The following is a 23,978-nucleotide window of genomic DNA, read 5'->3' as shown; positions in this document are numbered from 1 at the left end:
AGTTGGCTAACGCATGCAATAGATGAAGAACACTAACTTCTTAAATGCGGCTTTTTTTTTCAACAAAATGGCAGATTAGTGAAATAAGGAAAAGGATAACTATGATATAATTTTTCAAGATGTAAACTCCGTTTTTCTTGAAAGGTGGAATTATAAGTGGATACAAATGCACTAAGAAAATGGGCAGAAAAACATTCTATTGAGAGTTATACAATTGAAAGTTTTTGGGAAGTGTTTGAAAATTATCAACAGGAACAAAATGATGAATTTCTTGAAGTTTTTGGCGAGGATTTTGATAAAGAGCATTTGATTATTAATATGGATGGACTAGGTCTTTTTATAGATGCTTGGAATAAAAATGCATATATGCAATACGGTTTTGATTACGTTACTTCTTATGTTCCAATCGTTTATAAAGATAATAAAATTGGAGTCTATAAAATGCTTTTCAACCTAAATGGCGAATGTTTTGATGATTTTTTTATTATTGATTAGTTAGTACTTATTCAACAAAATAATGCGTTACTTCTTTAAGGAAAAACTGACAGGAAGGTAGTCAAACTATGAAACTGTTTAAGAGTAATCATAAATATTTTCAAACACAAAACTGTAACTCAGTTATAGATACACCTTGCGGAAAAATTGTGTTTGAATTAAAAATCGATGACTACAATTTTTCTAATACTAATTCAAATGCAGATTGTTTAAAGTTATCTAACGGTGGTACTTTATTTAGTTATAACGATAATAAATTTATTGCTGAATTAGTTATTTGTGAACCTACTTACACAATTCCTAAGCACATGAATGTTGAAAAGGTATTTGCTGGAGTTTGGAGAATAAAACCTTTAGTTAGCAATCTAAAATGTATTTTTGAAACTAAATTAATACCAAAGAATTTAATTGATTTAGTTAGTGGACCTAATAGTGGCGAAGGGGTTGATGCCATAACATTTGATTATGTAGACAATCGAATGACATTAGGTACCGAAGATGGATTAACACTAATTAATCGCTCAATTGAAAAGTCGTTAATGGGAAATAGATTTAGTCCATTGAATAGAGAGTTTTCAGACAATATTATCCAATACATTGATGATTATACTGGACTTTCAGTGCCACTTACATCACTTGATGAAAATGAAGTATCTCAAATACACTTTGTGGTTGCATGGAATAAAGTTTCTGACGAGTTTGATAGTTCAACATGGTTTGCGGTGGATATGACAACAAACTCGATTCTTACAAAAGAAGGTTTAATATAATATCTTATTCAACTAACTAATGCATTTGTTCAATAAAAGTCCTAAAGGCTGTCTAATTTACAGCCTCTTTTTATTTCCAAAATTAACATTTTAATTTAACAGAGCCATTAAAAAATAGCAATTAACCCAAGTGAAAAATCGTTTATTTTTTATGTAATTGTTGGATTATTGTTCACATTTATTTACATAATAAGTGTGTTATGATTGTGCTAAGTTTAGTAATAGAAGTAGGAGAACTAGATTGAAATCTAAACAAAAAATCATTCCATCATTATCATCGAATTCAGTCTATCTAGGATTATTGTTAGCTTTAGTAGGTGGTTTTTTAGATGGGTATACTTTTATAAGCAGGGACGGTGTATTTGCCAATGCACAAACGGGAAATCTTGTACTTTTGGCAATAAATCTATCATTTGGAAATTGGAAAAACTCTGTGGATTATATTCTACCTATTATAGCCTTTATTTTAGGGGTTTTAGTTGCTGAATCCGTTAAACATCCACGTTTAAGAGAACTATTATACAGCTATAGACGTTCAATTCTCTTGTTAGAATGTAGTGTTTTATTGATTGTAGGATTATTACCTAGTAGTGTACCTAATATAGTTGTAACAGTTTGCATCTCCTTTGTCTCATCATTACAAATTTCAACCTTCACTCATTTAGATAAATGGACATACAATTCTACGATGACAACTGGTAATATTAGAATTGCTTCACAGGCAGCATATACAGCTTTTGTAAATCATGACAAAGAAGCAAAAACAAAATTTAAAGAGTTTCTCGTTATTATCCTTTCCTTTTCATTTGGCGCATTGTTTGGGAGTCTATCCACAAAGTATATTGGGAATCAGGCTGTTTGGATTGCTGCAGGAGTATTAATAGTAGCGTTAATCTTATATCATAAAGACAAAGGTTATTTTAGAAGGAAACTCCACTAATTTAAAAAATGAGCCCTTTTCGGGGCTCATTTTAGTAATCTTATTTGAAAAACTGAATGAAACAAACAATAATAAGTGCAAATAAAATAGAAGGTAACATATTTCCAATTTTTATTTTTACTAAACCTAATGAATTCAAACCAAGAGCAATTAATAAAATTCCTCCTGTACCTGAGATCTCAGCAATTATTGAATCTAATAAATGCTGTGTTACTAGATTCGGTACAAATGAGGCAAAAATCGCGATGAATCCTTGATAGATTAAAACTGGGACAGCGGAGAATAACACACCAATGCCGAGAGTCGAAGTTAAAATGATTGATAAAAATCCGTCCATCATTGATTTTGTATATAATATTTCATGATTATGACGGAGTCCGCTATCTAGTGCTCCGAGTATAGCCATCGCGCCAACACAAAATAATAAAGTCGATGTAACAAATCCTTTAGAAATAGAGCCTTCGCTTTTAGATTGAAATTTACTTTCGATAAATAGTCCTAATTTATCTAATTTACTTTCGATATCTAACCATTCGCCTACAACCGCACCTAGCGATAAACTGAAAACGACGATCAGAACTTGATTTGTTTTCATAGCTAAAGTAAATCCTATAACTATAATTACGAGAGAAATTGACTGAGTTACTAGGTTTTTCATTCGATCTGGAATTCTTTTAATAAACAAACCTAGTAAAGAGCCAAAAATAATAGCTGCTGCATTTACAATTGAACCGAGTAGTACCATGATGATCCCCTTTAACTTACATATAATTAATCTATTTTTAAGACTATTTTTCCGGTATTTAAATTGTTCTCCATTCGAGTATGCGCTTCATTCACTTCATGCCAATTATATACTGAATCGATAATCGGTTTTATTTTCTTATTCGTAAAAAGTGGTAAGACATCTTTTTTGAATTGATTTGTTAAATAGATTTTTTGCTCAAGTGTTTGTGAACGTAAAGTACTTCCTATAATGGAAATTCTCTTTGTCAAAAGTGGTAATAAGTTCACATCGCTCACTTTAACTCCACCCATTGTTCCAATCAAAATAAGCCTACCATTAGTATTTAATGATTGTAAGTTTTGATGAAAATAGGATGCTCCAATAAAATCTAAAATGACGTCTACACCTACATGATCAGTAACTTTTTCGACGACAGTTTTAAAATCTTCATTTTTATAGTTAATCACATAATTTGCACCTAAATCAGTACATGCTGCAAGTTTTGTTTCACTCCCAGCAGTAACGATTGAACTAGCACCGAATTCCCTTGCAAGCTGAATTGCAGCGGTCCCAACACCACTTGCTCCAGCATGAATTAATACTGTTTCGTTTTCTTTTAATCTACCTAATTCAAATAAATTTAAGTAAGCTGTCAAAAACACTTCGGGTATAGCCGCAGCCTCTTCGAGCGAAAAATGATCTGGAATAGAAATCGCCAAATCTGAAGGAATGGAAACATACTGCGCATAACCTCCGCCTGGCAATAAGCTACAAACACGATCTCCAACTTTCCAATTCGTAACATTAGCCCCAACCTGTTCAACAATCCCGGACATCTCTAAACCTAAAATTGGTGATGCGCCATTAGGTACGGGGTACTTACCATGTTTTTGAAGTAAGTCAGCTCGATTAATAGCCGTAGCATGAACTTTAACAAGTAGTTCATTCTCACCTAAAACAGGCATCTGATAATCGTCAATAAATAAATGCTTTGATTCATCAATTTGAACTGCCTTCATTCTAAAAACCTACCTTTAATTAAGTTAATTCTTATCATACTATATAACTAATCGAAAGAATATTTTAAAAACTCGGATTGATGAAATTTGTAGATTTTCTTAACACAATTCCTTACCCATTCTTTTTAAAGTAATTTTAGAGAAAATAATTTTAAAAAACTCCGAACTAAAATCTGTTTTTAAGTGTATATAGAGTAAGTGGTGAAAGGAGGAGAACTAGTGCCTGAAAGAATTGACAAAGATTGTTTAGAAGAATTGTTTAAAAATCACTCTTCATTGGTGTATCGTACTGCTTTCTTTTTAACCAAATCAAAAGTAATGGCAGATGATATTACCCAAGAGACGTTCATTCGTATCATAAAAAAATTCCATCTGTTTGATCAAACAAAACAAATTGAGCCTTGGATTTATCGAATGACAGTAAATATCACCCGCAATATGATACGTAAACAAAAAATTAAGAAACTTTTCGGCATTCAGTATGATGTTCTAACTGAAAATGAAGTTGAACTATCGATTTTACAAAATGAAATGGAAGATCATTTATGGAAAGAGATAAATTTATTACCGCAGAAGAGTAAGGAAGTGATTGTTCTTCATTATTATTTAGAACTTAAATTAGATGAAGTGGCGGACTCTTTAAATATTCCGATCGGCACATGTAAATCAAGGCTTAATTACGCGCTGACAAAATTAAGAAATCGTTTATCGAAAAACGAACTGTTTAAAGTAGAACAAAAACTGAAAGGGGGAGAACTTAATGGTGGAAAACAAACCTATTTCTGACATTAAACAGACACTTCAGAAGAAATTAGATCAACATAATCCTTCCGTCACATATGATCAAATATGGAATAAAGCGAATTCCAATCGAGGGTATAATCGAATTCGAAAACCGTTTGTTTCAGTTGGGATTCTTTTGTTTCTGGCTATTACCATTTTTATTCATTCTCCTATTAAAAACGCGCTAAAGGAAGACATGGGTATAACAAAAGAATATAAAAGTACTTCTGCGGATTCCAGTATTGGACTATTAATTGTAAACGGGGCTCAATATCAGTTTGAAGGTATTTTACATAATAATGAATTTATACTGAAAGACCAAATTGGTGAAGTCAAAGAAGTGATTAAAAATAATACGATTCCGAAAGCGAATTTTTCCTCTAATATGTTAAAGGTTGGAGATGAAATTTATTTAACAAATGAAGACCCAAAAGTCATGATTGTAAAACAAGAGGACGGAACAATCTTAAAGTTTTTAAAAACTGAAAAATGATTGAAATTGAATTCATAAATATAGAAAAATTTAAAGTCCAATTTGAATATAGGGAGTGTCTAAAATGTCAAAATGGTTAAGTGCTGCTGTACTTTTTTTCTTTCTTATTCTCACTGGATGTTCAGCAAATAATGGATTGAAAGGTAATGAGCCACCAAAAACAATGGTTCAAGTGGAGAATCAAACATATGCTACGAAGTTAGGTACTTATTGTTGGCAATTGAAAGGACAGGGAGAATGCGTTGATACGGCTGGACCGGTCGAGCTGCTAAAGGATAAAAAGCCCATTGAAGTAAAACCAGGCGAAAACGTTAAAATTATAATGAATTATAAACCTAAACCAAATGAAATCCACTTAACTCAAATAAATAATGGTAAGGAAAGTGAAATATTATTAGTAAAGAATCAATTTTCAGCACCTATTAATAAAGGAGTATATTACTACTCATATGGAGTACATTGGATGGATAAAAAAGATGAGCACTTATCAAATGGGGATGCCTCTTATGCTTTTGCTTTAGAAGTAAAATAGAACGTTTTTCGATAGAATAGAAAAGGGTATATTTTGAAAAAAATTTTTCAAAACATACCCTTAATAGATTACTATTTTATTCTTCTGTAGGATTATTTGGTGCATCAAGATCTAATTGATAAAAGGACAAGTCAAGCCATCTGTTAAATTTATAACCTGCCTTTTTAATTGTGCCTGAATAAACAAATCCGAAGTTTTTGTGCATGGCAATACTCTTTTCATTATCTGCATCAATTCCAGCAATTAAAGTCATATACTCTCTTTCTTTGGCAATAGAGATTAGTTCTTTCATTAATGAAGTGGCAATACCCTTTTTCCTGTATTCACTATTTACATAAACTGAATGCTCAATCGAATATTTATAGGCCGGCCAAGCTCTAAAAGGACCGAATGTAGCAAATCCAACGACTTTTTGATCAAGTTCGAAGACTAGTATTGGAAACCCTTCATTCATCTTTTGTTCAAACCAAATTTGTCTGCTTTCAAGCGTTTGTGGTTTATATGTGTAAACTGCAGTTGTATTAAGAATGGCATCGTTATAAATCTCTAAAATGTCCATTAAATCCTTTTGAGTAGCTTCCCTAATCATTTTTTCTTTCCCCCAAATTTAATTTGTTATCTCTTCTTATTTTAGAACTTTTTATACAAATCGTAAAATTGAAATTTATATTTGTTTGCTTAGATTGTTTTTTCATATTTTAATATACCAATCTATACTTGTTCATAGCTTGAAATATAACTCTCGTTTCCTTAATAACCTATCTTTCCATAGTGTGAAATAGAGGAAATTCATTATTTAACATGATTGTTCAAGAAGGAATCTAATCTATTTTCGTTGAATTAGTTACAAATGATTTTTCGGACCGATGTGGTAAAGTTGGAAAATTTATTTAGGCAACTGGATACAATGAAAGTTTAATTGATTAAGAGTTAATAAAGAAATTAGAACAGGTAGTATTTAATGTTATTGAAGAGTTCTCTTCCTAGTGTGATTATTATTTATCAAACACTTATTCATTAGAAGAACTTAAACAGTTGAATTTTTCTAAAGGTAAGTTTAAAGGAGCGAGGAAGTTAAAATGAATCAATCCTATTTTTATTTAAAATTAGAAACACATCAATTACATATGTCTTATAAAAATGAAAAACGTCGAGTGCGTGTTTTATTGCCGAAAAATTATGAAGAAGACCAGGATAAAAATTATCCAGTTGTCTATATGCATGATGGTCAAAATATTTTCTATAGTAGTGAATCTTATAGCGGGTATTCATGGAAAGTGATTCCGGCAATTAAACAAAACCAAGATTTACCGAGGATGATTGTTGTTGGAATCGATAACGGTGGACAAGATCGAATTAATGAATATACGCCTTGGAAAATTACTGAAAGCCCACTTCCTGAAGATTTTGAGCTAGGCGGGAAAGGCGTGGAGTTTGCTAATTTTGTCATGACAGTCGTAAAGCCTTTTATCGATAATCAATATCGAACTAAATCAGATAAATATCATACAGCGGTGATTGGTAGTTCACTTGGAGGGAATATTTCGGCATTTATGGGTGTTGAATATAAAGATCAAATAGGTGGATTAGGTATTTTTTCTTTAGCCAATTGGATTACAAGTAAAGCATTTGATCAGTATATTGCTAGTCAAGAGTTGGATCCTGAACAACGAGTGTATATTCAAGTTGGTACTCAGGAAGGCGATGATACCGATCGTCAATTCATGTATGGAAATATGAAGCAGGCATATATCGATTGCTCGCTTAAGTATTATAAACAACTGATAAAAGGCTCTGTTTCAATTGAAAGCATTAGTTTAAATATTTATGCAGATGAGGTACATGATGAAAAGGCTTGGGCAAAACACTTACCAGAATGTTTACGTTTCTTAAGTGAGAAATGGTCTTAAATGAACTGAATAATGATATTTGACTTAGATTAGATAACTATTACTTTTTATAAAGGAGCAATTTTATGAATTATATTTTGATCTCTCCATATTATCCAGAGAATTTTCAGGCATTTGCTCATCGTTTGAAAGCTGCAGGTGTTAATGTATTAGGTATTGGCGAAGAGCCATATGACCAATTAGGTTCAAAATTACAAAACTCTTTAACAGAATATTATCGTGTGAATAATTTAGAAGATCAGGATGAAGTAAAACGTGCTGTCGCATTTTTATTTTATAAACATGGTCCGATTGAGCGTATCGAATCTAATAACGAGCACTGGTTAGAACTTGATGCGCAGTTGCGTGAACAATTTAATGTATATGGAAATAAACCGAGTGACTTGAAAAAAGTTAAATATAAATCAGAAATGAAAAAGCTGTTTAAAAAAGCAGGTGTGCCTGTTGTAGATGGAAAAGTCGTTAAAACTAAAAAAGATTTAACTAAAGCCATTGATGAATTAGGACTGCCAGTTATTGCTAAACCAGATAATGGTGTTGGTTCAGCTGCAACCTTTAAATTATGTTCAGAAGAGGCTGTACGCCATTTTGAAGAAGAGTGGGATGAAGCACAAGTGTACTTCATTGAACCATATGTCGAAGGAGGCGTGCTTTGTACATTTGATGGTTTAGTTGATCAAAAAGGGAATATTGTTTTCCAAACAAGCTTTACATATAATGTGCCAACTCTGGAACTAGTTAAAGGTCAGTTGGATTTAGCTTATATTATTCAAAAAGAAATTGATCCAAAGCTTGAATACTATGGAAAATCAATTGTAAAAGCTTTTGGGATGAAGGAACGCTTTTTCCATATTGAGTTTTTTAAATTAGAAGATGGGGATTATGTTGCACTTGAATATAATAACCGCTTAGCTGGCGGCTACACGATCGATATGTACAATTTCGCATACTCCATTGATTTATTTGATCAGTATACTTCTATTGTAACAGGTGGAGAAATTAAGGAACCCGATGCAAAAAACCAGTATTGTGTCGGTATAACACAGCGTGATGCGTATGAGTATAACCACGATACGAATGCTATTTATGAACGATTTGGCGACCGTGTGAAGTTTGATAAGCGTATTCCAGAAGCGTTTGCGGAACTACAAGGGAATCAATTTTATGCGATTAATGCCGATTCACAGGAAGAAGTCGAAGATATCGTTCGTTTTGTACATGAACGAAAAAATTGCAGCGTTGTAAACGTATAGGGATAGGAGATTTTTCTATGAATATAGAACATTTAAGTCATTGGAGCGGGGAATTAGGACGCGAAATGCAGTTGAACAGATATGGACACAGTGGCATGCCAATCCTAGTTTTTCCTTCATCTGGGGGGACGCATTTTGAATACAATAATTTTGGAATGATTGATGTGTGTCATGACTTTATAGAATCTGGAAAAGTTCAGTTTTTTACACTGTCTACCATAGATAGCGAAAGTTGGCTACACGACTCAAAATCGGTACATGACCGTGCATTAGCTCATGAAGCATATGATCGTTATGTAATTTCAGAAGCTATTCCATTTATTAAACATAAAACAGATTGGTTTGATCCAATGATGACAACAGGTTGTAGTATGGGTGCGTATCATGCATTGAACTTTTTCCTAAGACATCCGGATGTCTTCCAAACAACCGTTGCTCTTAGCGGTGTTTACGATGTCCGTTTCTTTTTTGGAGACTACGGAAATGATCCACTTGTATACGAAAATTCACCAAGCGATTTCATATGGAATCAAAATGACGGCTGGTTTATAGATCGATACCGTTCAGCAGATATCATAATTTGTACCGGGCTAGGTGATTGGGAACAAGACGGACTGCCTTCATACTTTACATTAAAAGAAGCATTTGAAGAAAAACAAATTAAAGCATGGTTTGATGAGTGGGGAGAAGATGTTTCGCATGACTGGGTTTGGTGGCGAAAACAAATGCCTTATTATTTGGGGGAATTATTTAAATAAAAAATAATAAAAACATCAGTACTGTTTTTTAGGGCTACTCTATTTAGGTAGCTCTTTTTTATTTTAATAGTAAGGTTGTTAAGTAAAGTACTTACACTTAAGCATGGTAGAGTTGAATTTCATTGAGGAGGGAAATAAGGATCAAACAAATGTAATGACGTATTTTGAGATAAGAGGCGATGACTTTCAGATAGAATATGTCACTAAATTATTAGGGATTAATCCAACTAATTCTTTTTTAAAAGGTGCAGAGATTAAAATACCAAAAATCCTAAAATAATCTCAACAAACAGGAGGGTTAGAACATATACAAGTTGGCAATTGAGGACAAATTATGTTGAGACACTATATGCTAGTAAACAGGTTAAGGAAATAATTGCACCTCTATTAAACAAAATTAATGAATTAATTACGATTAAAAAGAAATTTGATTGTCAGTTTATTCTTATGCAAGTTCCAATTATAGAAAATGGATGTTGCCCAGCATTGGGGTATGATCAAGAAGTCATTAATTTTTGTTCAAAGACTGGTGCATCAATAGAAATAGACTTATATGCAAATCCATATGAGGTTGATTCGGAAGACTAAGAAGTACATACACTACTTTTGTACAAAAACGATCCCTATTAAGACTTTTAGTTAGATTAATAATTTACGAGATATACTTATTCAACTAACCAGGTGTTAGTTGAATAAGAACTCACATTTCCAATCGGGGAATTCCTCATTATGGTCTAGAAGACACTCTTTCATTATTTCCGAATCTTCAGGTAATCTTCTCGCCATTTCTGACCACCCAATAAACTCTATTTTATTGGGTAACTCTACTGTTCCAGTAATAGTCTCCCAAAAAGCGTCCCAATTTTCACTATAATAAGATGGAAATTTCAGTTTTTCTTTCAATAGCGTATGCAATTCATTGTTAGTTCTTACTTTCGTAACATCAATAATTAATTTGGGTACTTTTGATTTTTTCTCTATTTCATTTTCAATTATGTAAAGTATAAGAACAAAATAAGGCAAGAAGAACAAAAAAAGCAATATTATAGAACTTTGAACATGAATAATCATCCTATTACCCCTTAAACATTAAAAATTACTAAGACTACTAGAGTCATTTAATTATTTGCTAATTTTTCTCCAGTAATAATTACATATAAAGTCGCTGAATCTTCTTTTGATAATTGTACATATCTGCCACTTTTAGTTATTTCCAACTTGTTGTCACTAGAATTAACCCATACTCTGTAAAGTATTTGTTTTACTTGAATATCAGGATTTTTAAACTGGAAAACCAATTTATATTCATGTTGGCGGGACATCTTCACGTCTATAACTTTCCAATCAGAATTTCTAAAAATTTCTTGTGCTTTTAATACGTCTTTATCTTTTGTAACTTCACTATAATTCTCGTATTTATGATTAATATGTTTTTGAATCAATATCTTTTGTTTTTCAGTTTCTACTTCTTTCGAGCATCCTATTACGGTGAACAAAATAATCGTAATTAGGCAAAAGAAAATTCTGCTAAACTTCAGAACGATCACCTCCTAACTTCATTATACATTTTTAATGGTAATATTTGGTAAGATTATTAAAATATTTTAATTTTATGCACAAAAAAAAGACTGCTGAAACAGTCTTTCGTCCACTAACAGATGTGTTGAAATAGAAAAATTAGATTTTAATAAAGCTTAATATTAATTTCATTCATTTTTTTCTTCTTCTGTATTAAATAAATCTGTTAAAGGATTTTGAATTGAACTGAAATACGTTGAAAACATATTAAGAGTCCCTACAACTAATAGTACCCAACCAAAGCCTCTTAAAATAACAGGTCCAACAAAATTATTAAAATAAGTTAGAGTAACAATTAATAGACCAAATATAATGTACATTGCACTGACTGGATTTTTCATTTTTTTCTCCTTTTTCTATATGTAATTTCAATTTAATAAATATCATGAAGTAAAAATTTGGTAATCAATCAAAAGACTCATGAAAACTACAATTCTAATTCAACTAAACTGTCACTAGTAGAATTAGAAAAGCAAATAGGGCTCTTCTTATAGTTATGGGTATAGACACCACTCTAACTCACAACGATGAGTGGAACCAACTATGAAATTAACTTGACAAACTCATATAAGTTTAGTGAGACTTACAGCAAGCTATTTTACAATTTCTAATTGGTGTATAATAGTGTGAAGAAATTGTATTTTAAAGGGGTGGTTATGAAAATGAAAATTTTGTTCGATGAAACCTACACTTCAAATGAGGGAAAGAGAACAAGTAGGAATATTTGGTATGGGGATGCGGATCTAACTGTTGAAGGTGAATATGGAAAAATCTTTAATCTTAATGAAGAGTTTATGGATCATTTATGCGACATAATAAAAAAAGACTTATCTAAAAATGCAGCAAATAAGGCAACTGAAACTAATTGGTATTTTTATGGAAGTGGTGTAACTCAAGACGCAATTGGAGACAATATTCGTCCGACAATTATGGTTCGTGAGAGGTCTGACGAATTTATCACTAATTTTAATATCAGTGACCACGATTTTGCATTAAATATCGATGCTATTCTGATGTTTAAGGCGGATTTTGAAAAACGTTTAGCTAGTCATTGAGGAGTAATATAACTATATGAATTTTCGAGGGGAATGATTTCATAATGAAATCATTCTCCTTTTTCATCTGATAGGAGTCTTTTTTTTGGAGGAAAAGAACATTTAATAGGTTAAGATTATGAATAAGTACACTTAAATTAAATGTGAAAATCAACAATATTATAACAAATTAGATAAGTTGTAATAATTTAATAAACTGTATGAACTAGTGTATGATAAGTAAATTACTATAAATGTTTAAACTTTATATCGTTATAGTTAAGGAGCGTTTGTTTGTTATATAGATATTGGAACTCATTAAAGCAGAATAGGTAACTAAAGAAAAATCTATAAATATCAATTTCAAAATTAATAAGGTGAAATAAATGATTGTAAATACACTAAATGATGTAAATAAGTTAATCACAGAATGGCAAACTGCAATTGAAGCGGAACGAAATTATTTGAAATTTCATGGTGGGAGAAGTTATACCCTTTCTAAGGGGACACCACTATACCAAATTGGACAAAGTACGGTTATCTTGTTTACGATTTATGCAGAAATTTTTGTCCCAGAAGGAACGCCGGTTCGAATAAAAATAGAAAATCAAGAATATCAAGGTGAATTGTTGTCATTTAAAGGTTCTCAAGTTGAAATAAAAATAAATGAAAGAATTACTTCGACGATTCCATATGCAGAACTTTTTAATGAACCATGGGAGTTACTAGATCAATTAATTGAAAGACTTGAGGAATTAAAAGATTATCGGAGTAAACAAAAAAGAATTATGAAGCTAATGAATGCTGATTCTACTGCTAAACATTTAAGTAAAATGAAGAAAGAAAGTTCAACAAAGCAGGAGCTAATTTATCGTTCGTTCTATAATGCAACAACATATTTATGGGGTCCACCGGGTACAGGGAAATCTTATAATTTAACTAATATTATTTTAAAACATTACGAAAAAAATAAGTCAGTTCTAGTAATAGCTCATTCTAATGCTGCAGTAGATGTGTTAATGAAAAATGTCATTCATGAATTAGAAATGAAAGATAAATGGAAAAGTGGCGAGATTGTACGCTATGGCTATACAAAAGATGAAGTGTTATTACAACACGAAGATGTCCTTTCATCAAAGCTTGTTGAAGTAAATGGAAGTATAAATCAATATGAGTTGGAAAATTTAGATGAACGAAAGCACTCGATGCTAAGGAAAGCTAGAAGAGGGGCAGCCTCAAAAAAAGAATTAGATGATTTAAGTAAAATTCAAAATAAGTTAAATAAAATTCGAGGGGAAATTCGTGAAAAGGAAAAAGAATTGATTGATCAAGCAAAAGTGATTGGCACTACACTATCCAAATGTTCAATTGATCCTTTAATCTATTTACGCCAGTTCGATTTAGTTATTGTTGATGAAATTAGTATGGCGTATACACCACAAATCGCCTTTGCTTCAACATTAGGGAAACGAATTGTTGTTTGTGGAGATTTTAAACAATTACCGCCAATTGCATCATGCTTTCATAATGAAAATGTGAAAAAGTGGTTACAGGAAGATTTATTTCATCATACTGGTATTGTCCAAAAGATAGAGAATGGTGAACCATTAATTAATTTAGTTTTATTGAATCAACAAAGGAGAATGCATCCGGCCATATCTGGGTTTACAAATAATGAAATCTATCATTCATTGGTGTTTGATCATCCATCTGTTAAAAAAAGACAGGAAATCGCAAAACATAAACCATTTCCAATGCAAGCAAATAGTTTAATAAATTCTCAATTTCTTAAAACCTATGCTTTAAAAGATTCAAATACGAATTCTAGATATAATTTAGGATCTGCGATTATTGCAATTCAATGTATTCTTTCAAGTATAGTAGATGGGGTCAAGTCAATTGGAATTGTTACGCCATATAGAGCACAGGCAAAGTTACTTACCGCACTCCATAAAGAGATTATCGGGAAAACAAAATATCGAGAATTACCAATACAAATCGCAACAGTTCACCGATTTCAAGGAGCGGAGTGTGACGTAATCATTTTTGATTCAGTTGATACGAAACCACAATATTCTCCTGGATTACTGCTTACAGATCAAAACAGTGAAAGATTAATTAATGTTGCTTTGACTAGAGCTCGTGGCAAATTTATTCATATTGCAGATATTCCATTTATAAAAAGTAAAACAAATTCAAAAAAGACGATTAATAAGTTAATTCATTTCCAATTGGAAAATGAATACAAGGTGAGTAAAGAAGAGTTTGAAAAGGTTTTTTCAAAGAGTATATCAAAGAGGTTAAGACTGTTTTCGGGTCATTCTATGGACATGAAAAATGAATTAGTAAATGATCTAAAAAATGCAAAGAAAAAAATAATTGTCTCCATGCCTAATTTATCTGAAATGTCTTTGGAAATTCGAAAACTGATCAATGAAGTTGAGATACCAATTCTATTTATAAGTGAATCTCATTTTGATAATCAAAAAAATAGAAGCTTTATTAAAAAAGATCAAGTTCAACCATTCATTATGATTGATAATGAACTTTTATGGTATGGAATTCCTTTGTCACAAGTTAGTTTAAACCAATCAAATTACTCAGCGAGATTGAATTGTCCTTTAACGTGTCAAGTATTAAAAGGATTTATAGACTATTAAAAGTTACATAGAAAGTATTCTATGTAATTTTTTTTATTCTTATTAATTAATTTTGAGCATAAATTAAAAATAAAATGCTACGGGATAGGTGAATAAATGGTCGATCGATCGGTATTTTCTAAATTGTCTATGCCTTGTGCTTTTTTAGATTGGGATGCTTTTGTTCAAAATGTGGATGATATTGCAGCTAAATCAAACGGTAAGAAAATACGAATTGCTACAAAATCAATTCGTAGTGTACAAGTTTTAAAATATATTTTAGAGAGCAATGATTGTTATGAGGGGCTAATGTGCTATAACCCCCATGAAGCAGATTTTCTTGCTGAAAATGGATTTGATAATTTATTAATCGGCTATCCAACAGTTGATGTAATAGGATTAAATAAAATTGCATGTCAAATAAAAAAGGGTAAAAAAATCATTTGTATGGTGGATCAGACTGAACAAATTACTATGATTGAAAAGATTGCAGCAAAAAATGAGATTGTTATTCCACTTTGCATCGACATTGACATGAGTACATCATATTTCGGTTTTCATTTTGGAGTTAGAAGGTCACCAATAAAAGAACCTAGAGATTTAGTACCACTACTAACACATATATTGCAATCCTTGAATGTGCGTTTGGAAGGAATTATGGGATATGAGGCACAAATTGCAGGGGTTGGAGATGATGCAAAAAATAGGGTATTGAAAAATAAAATAATCCAGTTTTTAAAGAAGAAATCATTAGGTGAAATAGCGAAAAAAAGAAGAGAAATTGTTAAATACATTGAAAAAGATGGCTACCATCTTGAATTTGTAAATGGTGGAGGTACTGGAAGTCTTCACTCGACGGCAAAGGAAAAAGTGGTTACTGAAGTAACAGTAGGCTCAGGATTTTACGCTCCAACATTATTTGATGAATACAGAAGCTTTCAATATCAGCCAGCAATTGGCTTTGCTTTACCAATCATTCGAAAACCAGCGGATAAGATTTTTACATGCACAAGTGGAGGATTTACCGCATCAGGTGCAGTAGGAAAAGAAAAATTACCAACTCCATATTCCCCAGATCATTGTACTTTATTGCCACTAGAAGGTGCTGGTGAAGTTCAAACCCCAGTTTTTTATTCAGGACATGAAGATTTAAAAATAGGAGAAGCAATTTTATTTAGACCAAGTAAGTCTGGTGAAATTGCTGAGCGTTTTTCTCATTTATATGTAGTAAGTAAAAATAAGATCATCGACCGGTTCACAACATACAGAGGAGATAGGGGGTGCTTCCTATGAAAAGTATGCTATGGAAAAACTGGTCTGGAAGTGTAAAGTTTAAACCAATTCAAGTACTGTATCCTTCATCGATTGAAGAAGTTGTAAACCTCGTTAAAAAAGCTAACTCGGGAAATAAGAAAATAAGAGTAGTAGGTTCAAGTCACTCATTTACTCCACTAATTTCAACAAATGACTATTTAATGTCACTAGATAATTTAAATGGCGTTATTTCAATCAACAAAGAGGAACAAATTGCCGAAGTCTGGGCTGGAACTAAGCTTGAGCAATTAGGGAATGAATTATACGAATCAGGTTATTCACAAGAAAACTTAGGTGATATTAATGTTCAATCGATTGCAGGAGCATTTTTAACGGGTACACACGGCACAGGAATTAACCACGGAATTTTATCTACACAAATAGAAGAGATGACAGTAGTATTACCATCAGGTGATCTATTAGATTGTTCAAAGACAAAAAATACAGATATTTATAGGGCAATTGGCGTATCGTTAGGTCTACTTGGCATAGTAGTTAAATTTAAAATTAGAATAAATCGTGCTAAAACGTATCGTTATGAGAGTAAAAAAATAATGATTGAAGAAGTTTATAGTAATCTACTAAATTTGAAAAAAGAAAATGAACATTTTGAGTTTTACTTATTCCCTTATTCTGATCAAGTTCAAGTAAAGATAATGAATGAAACTAGAACGAAGAAACATTCATTTAAATTTGAGAAATGGAAGGTAGCAACCATTGAAAATAAAGCCTTTTGGTTATTAAGTGAATTTAGTAGAAACTTTCCAAAAAGTAGTTCTCAAATTAGTAAAATAAGTGGTAGCAGTGTTCCAAATACAAGGATGGTTGGACCGAGCCATGAATTATTTGCAACAACTCGAAATGTAAAATTTAACGAAATGGAATACAGTATACCAGCGGAATATATGAATGATGCGACGTTAGAAATTCAAGAAGAGATAAAAAATAAACGATTTAACGTCCATTTCCCAATCGAATGTCGATTCGTAAAAAGAGATAATTTTTTAATAAGTCCTGCTTCGATGCGTGATTCAGCGTATATTGCAATCCATATGTATAAAGGAATGGATCATCAAGACTATTTTAATAGCATAGAAGAAATTCTTCAAAGCTATAATGGCAGACCGCATTGGGGAAAAATGCATTCAATGAATATAGAAAAACTAAATCACTCGTATCCATCATTATCTAACTTTCTTACTATTCGAAGTCAATTAGATAAGAATAATATTTTTGTGAATGCCTATTTAGCGAAATTATTTAAGATTGAATAATAGTTGTTGGTTATAAGTCTTGCAGTTAAATGATTTAATAGTTTCAGCTGTAGTACCTTAATTATATCTGAGGTAATATTTAAAAGTACGAACATTAAGTGAAATTAATTAGAAAACTTGGCCTGAATAATAGGTGAATTTCTATATAGCTTAAAATGACTGAACAAGCTTCAGTCATTTTTTTATGAAAATCTAATTGAAAATATTTATCAGTTGTATTATGATAAGTAATGAGAAGAGTTATCAATATCAATTACATATATTTAATTTAGATTTTTCGGGGGTATTTTCATGAAGAAGCAAACTACTATGATCGCAATTTCTCTTGCTACAAGTTTAATGATGGCAGGTTGTGCACAAAAAAGTGAAGAAGCTAGTAACGTAAAAAAAGAATCAAAAGTAGAAGCAAAAATAAATTTAGATTCAGAGATTAATAATTATAGAGATTTCGTTGTATCTCAAACGGAAGAGTTCGTATCAAATACACAGAAGTTCGTTGATGCAATTAGTGCAGGAAACATGGCAGAAGCAAAACGTTTATATCCAATTAGCCGTTCATATTACGAAAGAATAGAACCAGTAGCAGAATCATTTGGCGATTTAGATCCAAAAATTGATGCACGTGAAGGTGATGTACCTGCTAATGAATGGACTGGTTTCCATAAAATTGAGCAAGTTCTTTGGGTTCAAAATACAACAAAAGGTCTTGAAAAATATACAGATCAACTTATGAAGGATACTAACTACTTAAGAGCAAAAGTAGAAACAGCTGAAATTGATCCCGTATTATTTGTAACTGGTCCTGTAGAATTATTAAATGAAGTATCATCTTCAAAAGTTACTGGTGAAGAAGAGCGATATTCACATACTGATTTAGCTGATTTTGCAGCGAACGTGGAAGGTTCAGATAAAATCGTTCAATTATTATCTGAAAAACTAAAAGCAAAAGATGCTGATCTAGCTTCAACAATTGAAACTAGATTCAAAGATTTAATGACAACATTAAATACTTACAAAAAAGGTGATCAATACGTTGATTACAAACAGTTAAAAGAAGATGAAGTAAAAAAATTGGCTCAACAAGTAGATGCATTAGCAGAACCGATTTCTCAAGTTGGTTCAACATTAGGGGTTAAATAATATGAAAAAATTAGAAACGAATAAAGTTTCTAGAAGAGATGCATTAAAACTTATGGGAGTTGGTGGAGCTGGTATACTTATTGGTGCAACTGGAATTGAAGCAGCTACTGAAAAGGTAACTAATTTCTTTTCACCAGCTAAAGCGGATGCAAGAGAGATTTTTCCGTTTTATGGTAAGCAACAACAAGGTATTACAACTCCTGCTCAAGATTTTATTTATTTGGCGTCATTTAAACTAGAAACTACTTCAAAAGCAGATGTCAAAACAATGTTTAAAAAATGGACTGAAGCAGCAGCTTTAATGAGTGAAGGAAAGGAACTAGGTGATTCTGAATTTCCTTCATCACCACCAATTGATACGGGTGAAGCAACAGGTTTACAACCAATGAAGCTTACGTTTACATTTGGAGTTGGCCCTACATTTTTTGATCGATTATCAATTCAATCAAGTAAACCATCGGGGTTAAAAGATTTACCTCATTTCCCTGGTGATGATTTAAGAGAAGAATGGAATGGTGGAGACATCGTAGTTCAAGTTTGTGCAAACGATCAACAAGTTGCTTTTCATGGTGTAAGAAACTTGATTCGAATTGGACGCGGAACGATTAGTTTAAAATGGATGCAGCACGGCTTCCAACGTTCATCTGGAGCGGATCCATCTGGTAGTACACCTAGGAACCTAATGGGTTTTAAAGACGGTACTGGAAATCCAGATACTAAAGATGAAAAAGAAATGAACACACATATTTGGGTACAAAATGGTGATGGTCCAGCTTGGCTAAAAGGTGGTTCTTATCTAGTTGCAAGACGTATTCGTATCCGTGTTGAGGAATGGGATCGTAGTTCATTACATGATCAAGAACAAACATTTGGCCGTCACAGAGCATCTGGTGCACCAATTGGTGAAAATAGTGAATTTGCTAAAATCGATTTAAAGAAAACAGATGATAATGGGAAATTACTGATTCCTGCAAATTCACATGTTGCCTTAGCAAAAGGAAACGGAAAAATTAAAATTTTAAGAAGATCTTATTCATATACTGACGGACTTGATATCCAAACAGGAAAATTAGATGCAGGCTTACTATTTGTTAGTTTCCAAAGAGACTTGGAAAAACAATTTATTCCTTTACAAGATAAATTAGCGAAAATGGATTTATTGAATGAATACATTGAGCATAATGGTAGTGCTGTATTTGCATGCTTCCCAGGGGTTAAGAACGGAAGCTATATTGGTGAAGGATTACTTTAGTAGGTGAATTGCATGAAAAAAAATATACTTTTAATAGCTGGTTTACTATTTTTTAGTTTAATATTTAGTCCGTTTCATAAAACATTTGCCGAAACTGATCTTCAAGAACAAGTTCTTTCACATATTGGTAACTCTTTAACAGAAGTTAAAAATGGTGAAAAAGATAAAGTAAAAACAGATTTATTAGCGATTAAAGATTTAATTAAAAATGAGAAGAAAACTTCAAAATTAAATAAACTTGTTGACCAAGCGATTAAAGATATTGATCAAAATGAACTTGCAACAGTTAAAGATGATATTCGCGGGGTAGCTTTTGAAACAGAAAAGTGGATTGAAAATACGAATGATAAAAAAGATCTTTCTCAAATTAATCTTACTAAACTAGTATCTCATTTAAATAATGTTAAAACTTTATCAAATGAATCGAATTGGGAAAAAGCACAATCAGAGTATAAGCTTTTTGAAATTGAATGGTCGAAGGTAGAAAATGATATAAGAAAAGCAAACAGTGGTTTTTATGGTTCAATCGAAGCAAATATGATTACTTCAAGGTCAACATTGTTTACTGAAAATCCGTCAATTATTAAAATAAATGATTCTTTTACTAAATTAATTGATGTATTGAATAATCCAAGTAGTGACTCAACAAAAGAAGTAAGTATTGAGAAAGCAATTAAACTACTCGATCAAACAATCAATTATGTAGAATTAAATGATAGAGAGAAAGCACAATCAACATTTAATGAATTTATACAAGATTGGCCATATGTTGAGGTAATGGTTCAAGCAAATTCAATGGAATTATATAAGAAGATTGAAAATGATACATCCATTGCATTAACTCAGTTAACTGAAAAGCCAAAATCTGCAACAACGATGAAAACATTAAAACAAATTCAAAACAATTTAAACTTAGCTACGAAGAAAACATCTTATACGATGTTTGATGCAGGAACTATTGTATTTCGTGAAGGTTTAGAGGCTTTAATTATTATTTCTGCTTTACTAGCATTAGTGTCAAAAGGAAAACAAGAATCAGCACGTAAGTGGATCTTCGTTGGTGGTGCTTTTGGTATTCTAGCTAGTTTAGTAGCCGGTTTATTATTCCAGTTTTTATTATCAAAAATCTCAGCCGGAATTAGTAATCAATTAATTGAAGGGATCTCTGGTCTAATTGCAGTTGTTTTCATGTTAACAGTTGGGTTATGGTTGCATAAACAATCTCGTCAACAAGAATATGGTAGTAAGATGAAAGAAAAAGCAATAGCAGCTATCGCAGGCGGAGGAATTCTTTCATTAAGTTTACTTTCATTTTTCGCAGTATTTAGAGAAGGTGCCGAAACTGTCGTATTCTATATCGGTATGAGTTCTTCAATTACAGCGAAAGAATTGATTACTGGTTTTGCAGGTGGAATTATATTACTTGTTGTAATTGGAATTTTCATCTTAAAAGGAAGCAAATTTATTCCTTTAAAGCCGTTTTTTACAATCGCAAGTTTATGTATTTATTACTTGACGTTTAAATTCATTGGTCAAAGTATTCATGCATTACAAGGAATTGGCTATATGCCGGCCCATATGAGTACTATTTTTCCAACAATACCTAAATTAGGGATTTATCCATCCCTTGAAAGTATCATTCCACAACTAATTTTATTACTATTTGTGATTTGGTTGTTCGTTGGAACAAGAATCAAAAACAATAATAAGTCAATTGCTGCTTAAAACAGTATAAGAAAACAGACATAATTGTCATTCAAATAGACAATTGATGTCTGTTTTTTATCGTCTTTTCAGTTTTTATAGGTCCAATCAGGCTAGCGGAATTCATTTTATAAAAAATTGGAAAATTATGAGCTAAAATATTTAAAAATTCTTTTAAAAGAGATAAGATAAGATTAAAGAAATATACAGGTTTGTCATAATAATGTTATGTAAACTAGGTAGTGTAGGGAGGATTTAAAATGATTCAAAAAGCTACATTTGCAGGTGGTTGTTTTTGGTGTATGGTAACACCGTTTGAGGATTTACCTGGAATACATGGTATTGTTTCAGGTTATATGGGTGGAGAATTAGAAAACCCTTCGTATGAAGAGGTTAAAAAGGGGACTACTGGTCATTATGAAGTAGTTCAAATTACATTTGACGATGAATTATTCTCATACAATAAACTATTAGAATTATTTTGGCCACAAATTGATCCAACAGATTCAGAAGGTCAATTCCAAGATAGAGGTTCACAATACAGAGCTGCAATCTTTGTTCATAATGATTCACAGCTTAAGGAAGCAATGGAATCAAAAGAAAAATTAATTGAAAGTAATATTTTTAAGAAACCGATCGTAACTGAAATAATACAGGCAACTACTTTTTATGAGGCTGAAGAGTATCACCAAGACTATCATAAAAAAAATCCAAAACACTATAAAGAAGATAGAGCGATGTCTGGAAGAGACGAATTTATTGAATCAAATTGGAAAAAGTAGGCAATGTATCAATAGAAGCTCCATTAGAGCTTCTATTATTTTTAAGGAAGCATAGGAATATTTATCTATTCTAAAAAAATTCAATCCTTTTATCTGCTCTTGGATGGAGGTATACTATGGAAACAAATCGAAGGCTAGTGACGATCGGGTTGTTGGTAGCTGTTACATTGTCTGCGATTGAAGGGACGATTATTACAACTGCCACACCTACCATCACTACAGAATTATCTGGTGTTAAGTTGATGAGTTGGATTTTTGCAGCTTATATGTTAGCAATGACTGTAACAACACCGATTTATGGGAAACTATCGGATTTATATGGTCGCAAAAACTTATTAATGTTTGGCATCATTTTATTTATTTTAGGTTCAGTTTTATGTGGTTTTTCACAAAATATGGGTCAATTAATATTATTTCGTACAATTCAAGGACTAGGTGCTGGAGCTGCATTACCTTTAACGATGACAGTAATAAGTGATTTGTATCCATTCCAAGAAAGGGCTAAGGTGCAAGGATATATTAGTGCAGTATGGGCAGTTTCAAGTGTAATCGGTCCATTAGTTGGAGGATTTTTTGTGGACTTCATTTCTTGGCGTTATATCTTTTTTATTAATTTTCCATTCGGAATCATTTCTATTATTCTATTTTGGAAATATTATCACCAAAAAATTGACCGCAAAAATAATATTTCAATTGATTATTTAGGGTCCATTCTTTTTATTTTAAGTACTTTATCAGCTTTATATGCTTTAGTTGTAGGGGGAGAGCAACATAACTGGACTTCTCCGAATTTACTATTCCTTTTTGCATTTGCAATTATTTTATTTGGGTTATTTCTTTTTGTTGAAACAAGAGCAAAGGAACCATTATTACCACTTTCTTTATTCAAAATCCGTCATTTAGTTGTAACATATGCAGCAATGTTTATTGCACATGCACTTCTAATCTCGATCGAGGTGTATTTACCAGTTTATAATCAAAGTGTGTTTGGATTAAGTGCGACACAGTCAGGTTTAATGTTAATTCCACTTTCATTTGCTTGGACATTAGGTTCATTTTTATCTGGTCGTTTCATTAAGAAAATGAAGGCAAGAAATATTATTCTATTAGGTGCTTTCTTATGTATTATTGGTGCCTTAGGGATGAACTTTTTCCATGATTCAAAAATATTAATTTATCCATTTAATGCATTTTTAGGACTTGGCTTTGGATTATCTTTTCCAATTTATATGATCCTAATTTCATCAGCTGTAGGTATGAACCAAAGGGGTATTGCAATTGCCGCAAATTCCTTTTTAAATACTTTTTCTCAAACAATTACGGTTGCTGTGTTAGGAACCATTTTTACGATTAAGGCATCTGAAGTATTGAATGGTCAAAAATTGGTACTTAATGCTCATAATCAAATCAATCATCTATCGACAGTAAAAGCTGTAACTGCTGGTTTTGAAATCATTACTTTATTTATGGCGATATTTAGTATTATTACGTTTATTTTCGTCTTATTTTTACCGTCTGAACAATCTGAAGAAAAAAAGGTTGAAATAGCACACTAATATAGAAAAAGAAAGCTGGGAGAGA

General features: G+C 31.8%; 25 protein-coding genes. 19 read left to right on the top strand and 6 right to left on the bottom strand.

Features of this window, described 5'->3' with window-relative positions; translation table 11 throughout:
* The first annotated feature begins 156 nt into the window (after positions 1 to 156).
* The 3 genes from ACFVRR_RS22710 (at position 157) to ACFVRR_RS22700 (ending at position 2,205) form a co-directional block, all read left to right on the top strand.
* Positions 157 to 495, top strand: coding sequence for a hypothetical protein (locus ACFVRR_RS22710; protein ID WP_387332886.1), 339 nt, complete (start codon positions 157 to 159; stop codon positions 493 to 495).
* 68 nt (positions 496 to 563) lie between these two features.
* On the top strand, positions 564 to 1,265 hold the full coding sequence (locus tag ACFVRR_RS22705) for a hypothetical protein (protein ID WP_387332884.1): 702 nt from the start codon (positions 564 to 566) through the stop codon (positions 1,263 to 1,265).
* A gap of 241 nt (positions 1,266 to 1,506) precedes the next feature.
* The gene (locus ACFVRR_RS22700; RefSeq protein ID WP_097977725.1) at positions 1,507 to 2,205 is read left to right on the top strand and encodes a YoaK family protein; all 699 of its coding nucleotides are present in this window, start codon (positions 1,507 to 1,509) and stop codon (positions 2,203 to 2,205) included.
* Between the two features lie 40 nt (positions 2,206 to 2,245).
* Here the strand turns inward: ACFVRR_RS22700 and ACFVRR_RS22695 are convergent, their stop codons facing one another.
* Positions 2,246 to 2,950 carry a DUF554 domain-containing protein gene (locus tag ACFVRR_RS22695; RefSeq protein WP_097977723.1) on the bottom strand — a complete coding sequence of 235 codons (705 nt, stop codon included), beginning with the start codon at positions 2,948 to 2,950 and terminating at the stop codon, positions 2,246 to 2,248.
* Between the two features lie 26 nt (positions 2,951 to 2,976).
* Complete coding sequence (locus ACFVRR_RS22690) at positions 2,977 to 3,951, bottom strand: NAD(P)H-quinone oxidoreductase (protein WP_387332881.1); 975 nt, start codon at positions 3,949 to 3,951, stop codon at positions 2,977 to 2,979.
* Positions 3,952 to 4,170: 219 nt separating this feature from the next.
* Between ACFVRR_RS22690 and ACFVRR_RS22685 the strand changes: the two genes are divergently transcribed.
* The 3 genes from ACFVRR_RS22685 (at position 4,171) to ACFVRR_RS22675 (ending at position 5,759) form a co-directional block, all read left to right on the top strand.
* On the top strand, positions 4,171 to 4,737 hold the full coding sequence (locus ACFVRR_RS22685) for an RNA polymerase sigma factor (RefSeq protein WP_387332878.1): 567 nt from the start codon (positions 4,171 to 4,173) through the stop codon (positions 4,735 to 4,737).
* On the top strand, positions 4,712 to 5,227 hold the full coding sequence (locus tag ACFVRR_RS22680) for a hypothetical protein (protein WP_387332876.1): 516 nt from the start codon (positions 4,712 to 4,714) through the stop codon (positions 5,225 to 5,227). The genes ACFVRR_RS22685 and ACFVRR_RS22680 overlap by 26 nt, the downstream gene beginning before the upstream one ends.
* A gap of 64 nt (positions 5,228 to 5,291) precedes the next feature.
* Positions 5,292 to 5,759: a hypothetical protein gene (locus ACFVRR_RS22675; protein WP_387332874.1), complete on the top strand. Its 468-nt coding sequence runs from the start codon at positions 5,292 to 5,294 to the stop codon at positions 5,757 to 5,759.
* Positions 5,760 to 5,835: 76 nt separating this feature from the next.
* On the opposite strand, the gene ACFVRR_RS22670 is transcribed toward ACFVRR_RS22675, so the two are convergent.
* Entirely contained in the window at positions 5,836 to 6,348 is a 513-nt protein-coding gene (locus ACFVRR_RS22670) for a GNAT family N-acetyltransferase (RefSeq protein ID WP_387332872.1), read from the bottom strand.
* Positions 6,349 to 6,838: 490 nt separating this feature from the next.
* Between ACFVRR_RS22670 and ACFVRR_RS22665 the strand changes: the two genes are divergently transcribed.
* The 4 genes from ACFVRR_RS22665 (at position 6,839) to ACFVRR_RS22650 (ending at position 10,268) form a co-directional block, all read left to right on the top strand.
* The gene (locus ACFVRR_RS22665) at positions 6,839 to 7,669 is read left to right on the top strand and encodes an alpha/beta hydrolase (protein WP_387332870.1); all 831 of its coding nucleotides are present in this window, start codon (positions 6,839 to 6,841) and stop codon (positions 7,667 to 7,669) included.
* Positions 7,670 to 7,734: 65 nt separating this feature from the next.
* Positions 7,735 to 8,922, top strand: coding sequence for an ATP-grasp domain-containing protein (locus tag ACFVRR_RS22660; RefSeq protein ID WP_387332868.1), 1,188 nt, complete (start codon positions 7,735 to 7,737; stop codon positions 8,920 to 8,922).
* A gap of 17 nt (positions 8,923 to 8,939) precedes the next feature.
* Positions 8,940 to 9,680 carry an esterase family protein gene (locus tag ACFVRR_RS22655; RefSeq protein ID WP_387332866.1) on the top strand — a complete coding sequence of 247 codons (741 nt, stop codon included), beginning with the start codon at positions 8,940 to 8,942 and terminating at the stop codon, positions 9,678 to 9,680.
* A gap of 276 nt (positions 9,681 to 9,956) precedes the next feature.
* On the top strand, positions 9,957 to 10,268 hold the full coding sequence (locus ACFVRR_RS22650) for a DUF4279 domain-containing protein (RefSeq protein ID WP_387332916.1): 312 nt from the start codon (positions 9,957 to 9,959) through the stop codon (positions 10,266 to 10,268).
* A gap of 96 nt (positions 10,269 to 10,364) precedes the next feature.
* Here ACFVRR_RS22650 and ACFVRR_RS22645 read toward each other — a convergent pair whose 3' ends face one another.
* The 3 genes from ACFVRR_RS22645 to ACFVRR_RS22635 all read right to left on the bottom strand — a co-directional run bounded on the left by ACFVRR_RS22645 (position 10,365) and on the right by ACFVRR_RS22635 (position 11,599).
* Positions 10,365 to 10,751: a barstar family protein gene (locus ACFVRR_RS22645; protein WP_387332864.1), complete on the bottom strand. Its 387-nt coding sequence runs from the start codon at positions 10,749 to 10,751 to the stop codon at positions 10,365 to 10,367.
* Positions 10,752 to 10,798: 47 nt separating this feature from the next.
* Complete coding sequence (locus ACFVRR_RS22640) at positions 10,799 to 11,227, bottom strand: hypothetical protein (RefSeq protein WP_387332861.1); 429 nt, start codon at positions 11,225 to 11,227, stop codon at positions 10,799 to 10,801.
* A 159-nt stretch (positions 11,228 to 11,386) separates the two neighbouring features.
* The gene (locus ACFVRR_RS22635; RefSeq protein WP_387332858.1) at positions 11,387 to 11,599 is read right to left on the bottom strand and encodes a hypothetical protein; all 213 of its coding nucleotides are present in this window, start codon (positions 11,597 to 11,599) and stop codon (positions 11,387 to 11,389) included.
* 321 nt (positions 11,600 to 11,920) lie between these two features.
* Between ACFVRR_RS22635 and ACFVRR_RS22630 the strand changes: the two genes are divergently transcribed.
* The 9 genes from ACFVRR_RS22630 (at position 11,921) to ACFVRR_RS22590 (ending at position 23,953) form a co-directional block, all read left to right on the top strand.
* Positions 11,921 to 12,313: a hypothetical protein gene (locus tag ACFVRR_RS22630; RefSeq protein WP_387332856.1), complete on the top strand. Its 393-nt coding sequence runs from the start codon at positions 11,921 to 11,923 to the stop codon at positions 12,311 to 12,313.
* A 365-nt stretch (positions 12,314 to 12,678) separates the two neighbouring features.
* Complete coding sequence (locus ACFVRR_RS22625; RefSeq protein WP_387332854.1) at positions 12,679 to 14,952, top strand: AAA domain-containing protein; 2,274 nt, start codon at positions 12,679 to 12,681, stop codon at positions 14,950 to 14,952.
* A 96-nt stretch (positions 14,953 to 15,048) separates the two neighbouring features.
* The gene (locus ACFVRR_RS22620) at positions 15,049 to 16,224 is read left to right on the top strand and encodes an amino acid deaminase/aldolase (protein WP_387332853.1); all 1,176 of its coding nucleotides are present in this window, start codon (positions 15,049 to 15,051) and stop codon (positions 16,222 to 16,224) included.
* The gene (locus ACFVRR_RS22615) at positions 16,212 to 17,519 is read left to right on the top strand and encodes a D-arabinono-1,4-lactone oxidase (RefSeq protein ID WP_387332851.1); all 1,308 of its coding nucleotides are present in this window, start codon (positions 16,212 to 16,214) and stop codon (positions 17,517 to 17,519) included. The genes ACFVRR_RS22620 and ACFVRR_RS22615 overlap by 13 nt, the downstream gene beginning before the upstream one ends.
* A gap of 291 nt (positions 17,520 to 17,810) precedes the next feature.
* Complete coding sequence (gene efeO / locus ACFVRR_RS22610) at positions 17,811 to 18,659, top strand: iron uptake system protein EfeO (RefSeq protein WP_387332849.1); 849 nt, start codon at positions 17,811 to 17,813, stop codon at positions 18,657 to 18,659.
* Position 18,660: 1 nt separating this feature from the next.
* Complete coding sequence (efeB, locus tag ACFVRR_RS22605; protein ID WP_387332846.1) at positions 18,661 to 19,911, top strand: iron uptake transporter deferrochelatase/peroxidase subunit; 1,251 nt, start codon at positions 18,661 to 18,663, stop codon at positions 19,909 to 19,911.
* Between the two features lie 12 nt (positions 19,912 to 19,923).
* Positions 19,924 to 21,636 (top strand): FTR1 family iron permease, encoded by a 1,713-nt coding sequence (locus ACFVRR_RS22600; protein ID WP_387332844.1) that lies wholly within the window; start codon positions 19,924 to 19,926, stop codon positions 21,634 to 21,636.
* A gap of 242 nt (positions 21,637 to 21,878) precedes the next feature.
* Positions 21,879 to 22,397, top strand: coding sequence for a peptide-methionine (S)-S-oxide reductase MsrA (gene msrA / locus ACFVRR_RS22595; RefSeq protein WP_387332914.1), 519 nt, complete (start codon positions 21,879 to 21,881; stop codon positions 22,395 to 22,397).
* 116 nt (positions 22,398 to 22,513) lie between these two features.
* Entirely contained in the window at positions 22,514 to 23,953 is a 1,440-nt protein-coding gene (locus tag ACFVRR_RS22590) for an MDR family MFS transporter (RefSeq protein WP_335448782.1), read from the top strand.
* The last annotated feature ends 25 nt before the right edge of the window (positions 23,954 to 23,978 follow it).

Origin of the sequence: Gottfriedia sp. NPDC057948, assembly GCF_042887255.1 — a bacterium.
Classification (GTDB): domain Bacteria; phylum Bacillota; class Bacilli; order Bacillales; family Bacillaceae_G; genus Gottfriedia.
This window is presented reverse-complemented; position numbering and strand designations above follow the sequence as displayed.

Excerpts from the sequence above, each read along its gene's own strand:
- ACFVRR_RS22625 (WP_387332854.1), top strand. The coding sequence starts at position 12,679 with ATGATTGTAAATACACTAAATGATGTAAATAAGTTAATCACAGAATGG.
- ACFVRR_RS22665 (WP_387332870.1), top strand. The coding sequence starts at position 6,839 with ATGAATCAATCCTATTTTTATTTAAAATTAGAAACACATCAATTACAT.
- ACFVRR_RS22600 (WP_387332844.1), top strand. The coding sequence starts at position 19,924 with ATGAAAAAAAATATACTTTTAATAGCTGGTTTACTATTTTTTAGTTTA.
- ACFVRR_RS22690 (WP_387332881.1), bottom strand. The coding sequence starts at position 3,951 with ATGAAGGCAGTTCAAATTGATGAATCAAAGCATTTATTTATTGACGAT.
- ACFVRR_RS22620 (WP_387332853.1), top strand. The coding sequence starts at position 15,049 with ATGGTCGATCGATCGGTATTTTCTAAATTGTCTATGCCTTGTGCTTTT.
- ACFVRR_RS22655 (WP_387332866.1), top strand. The coding sequence starts at position 8,940 with ATGAATATAGAACATTTAAGTCATTGGAGCGGGGAATTAGGACGCGAA.
- efeO (WP_387332849.1), top strand. The coding sequence starts at position 17,811 with ATGAAGAAGCAAACTACTATGATCGCAATTTCTCTTGCTACAAGTTTA.
- ACFVRR_RS22635 (WP_387332858.1), bottom strand. The coding sequence starts at position 11,599 with ATGAAAAATCCAGTCAGTGCAATGTACATTATATTTGGTCTATTAATT.
- ACFVRR_RS22630 (WP_387332856.1), top strand. The coding sequence starts at position 11,921 with ATGAAAATTTTGTTCGATGAAACCTACACTTCAAATGAGGGAAAGAGA.
- efeB (WP_387332846.1), top strand. The coding sequence starts at position 18,661 with ATGAAAAAATTAGAAACGAATAAAGTTTCTAGAAGAGATGCATTAAAA.
- ACFVRR_RS22660 (WP_387332868.1), top strand. The coding sequence starts at position 7,735 with ATGAATTATATTTTGATCTCTCCATATTATCCAGAGAATTTTCAGGCA.
- ACFVRR_RS22705 (WP_387332884.1), top strand. The coding sequence starts at position 564 with ATGAAACTGTTTAAGAGTAATCATAAATATTTTCAAACACAAAACTGT.
- ACFVRR_RS22590 (WP_335448782.1), top strand. The coding sequence starts at position 22,514 with ATGGAAACAAATCGAAGGCTAGTGACGATCGGGTTGTTGGTAGCTGTT.
- ACFVRR_RS22680 (WP_387332876.1), top strand. The coding sequence starts at position 4,712 with ATGGTGGAAAACAAACCTATTTCTGACATTAAACAGACACTTCAGAAG.
- ACFVRR_RS22695 (WP_097977723.1), bottom strand. The coding sequence starts at position 2,950 with ATGGTACTACTCGGTTCAATTGTAAATGCAGCAGCTATTATTTTTGGC.
- ACFVRR_RS22675 (WP_387332874.1), top strand. The coding sequence starts at position 5,292 with ATGTCAAAATGGTTAAGTGCTGCTGTACTTTTTTTCTTTCTTATTCTC.
- ACFVRR_RS22645 (WP_387332864.1), bottom strand. The coding sequence starts at position 10,751 with ATGATTATTCATGTTCAAAGTTCTATAATATTGCTTTTTTTGTTCTTC.
- ACFVRR_RS22670 (WP_387332872.1), bottom strand. The coding sequence starts at position 6,348 with ATGATTAGGGAAGCTACTCAAAAGGATTTAATGGACATTTTAGAGATT.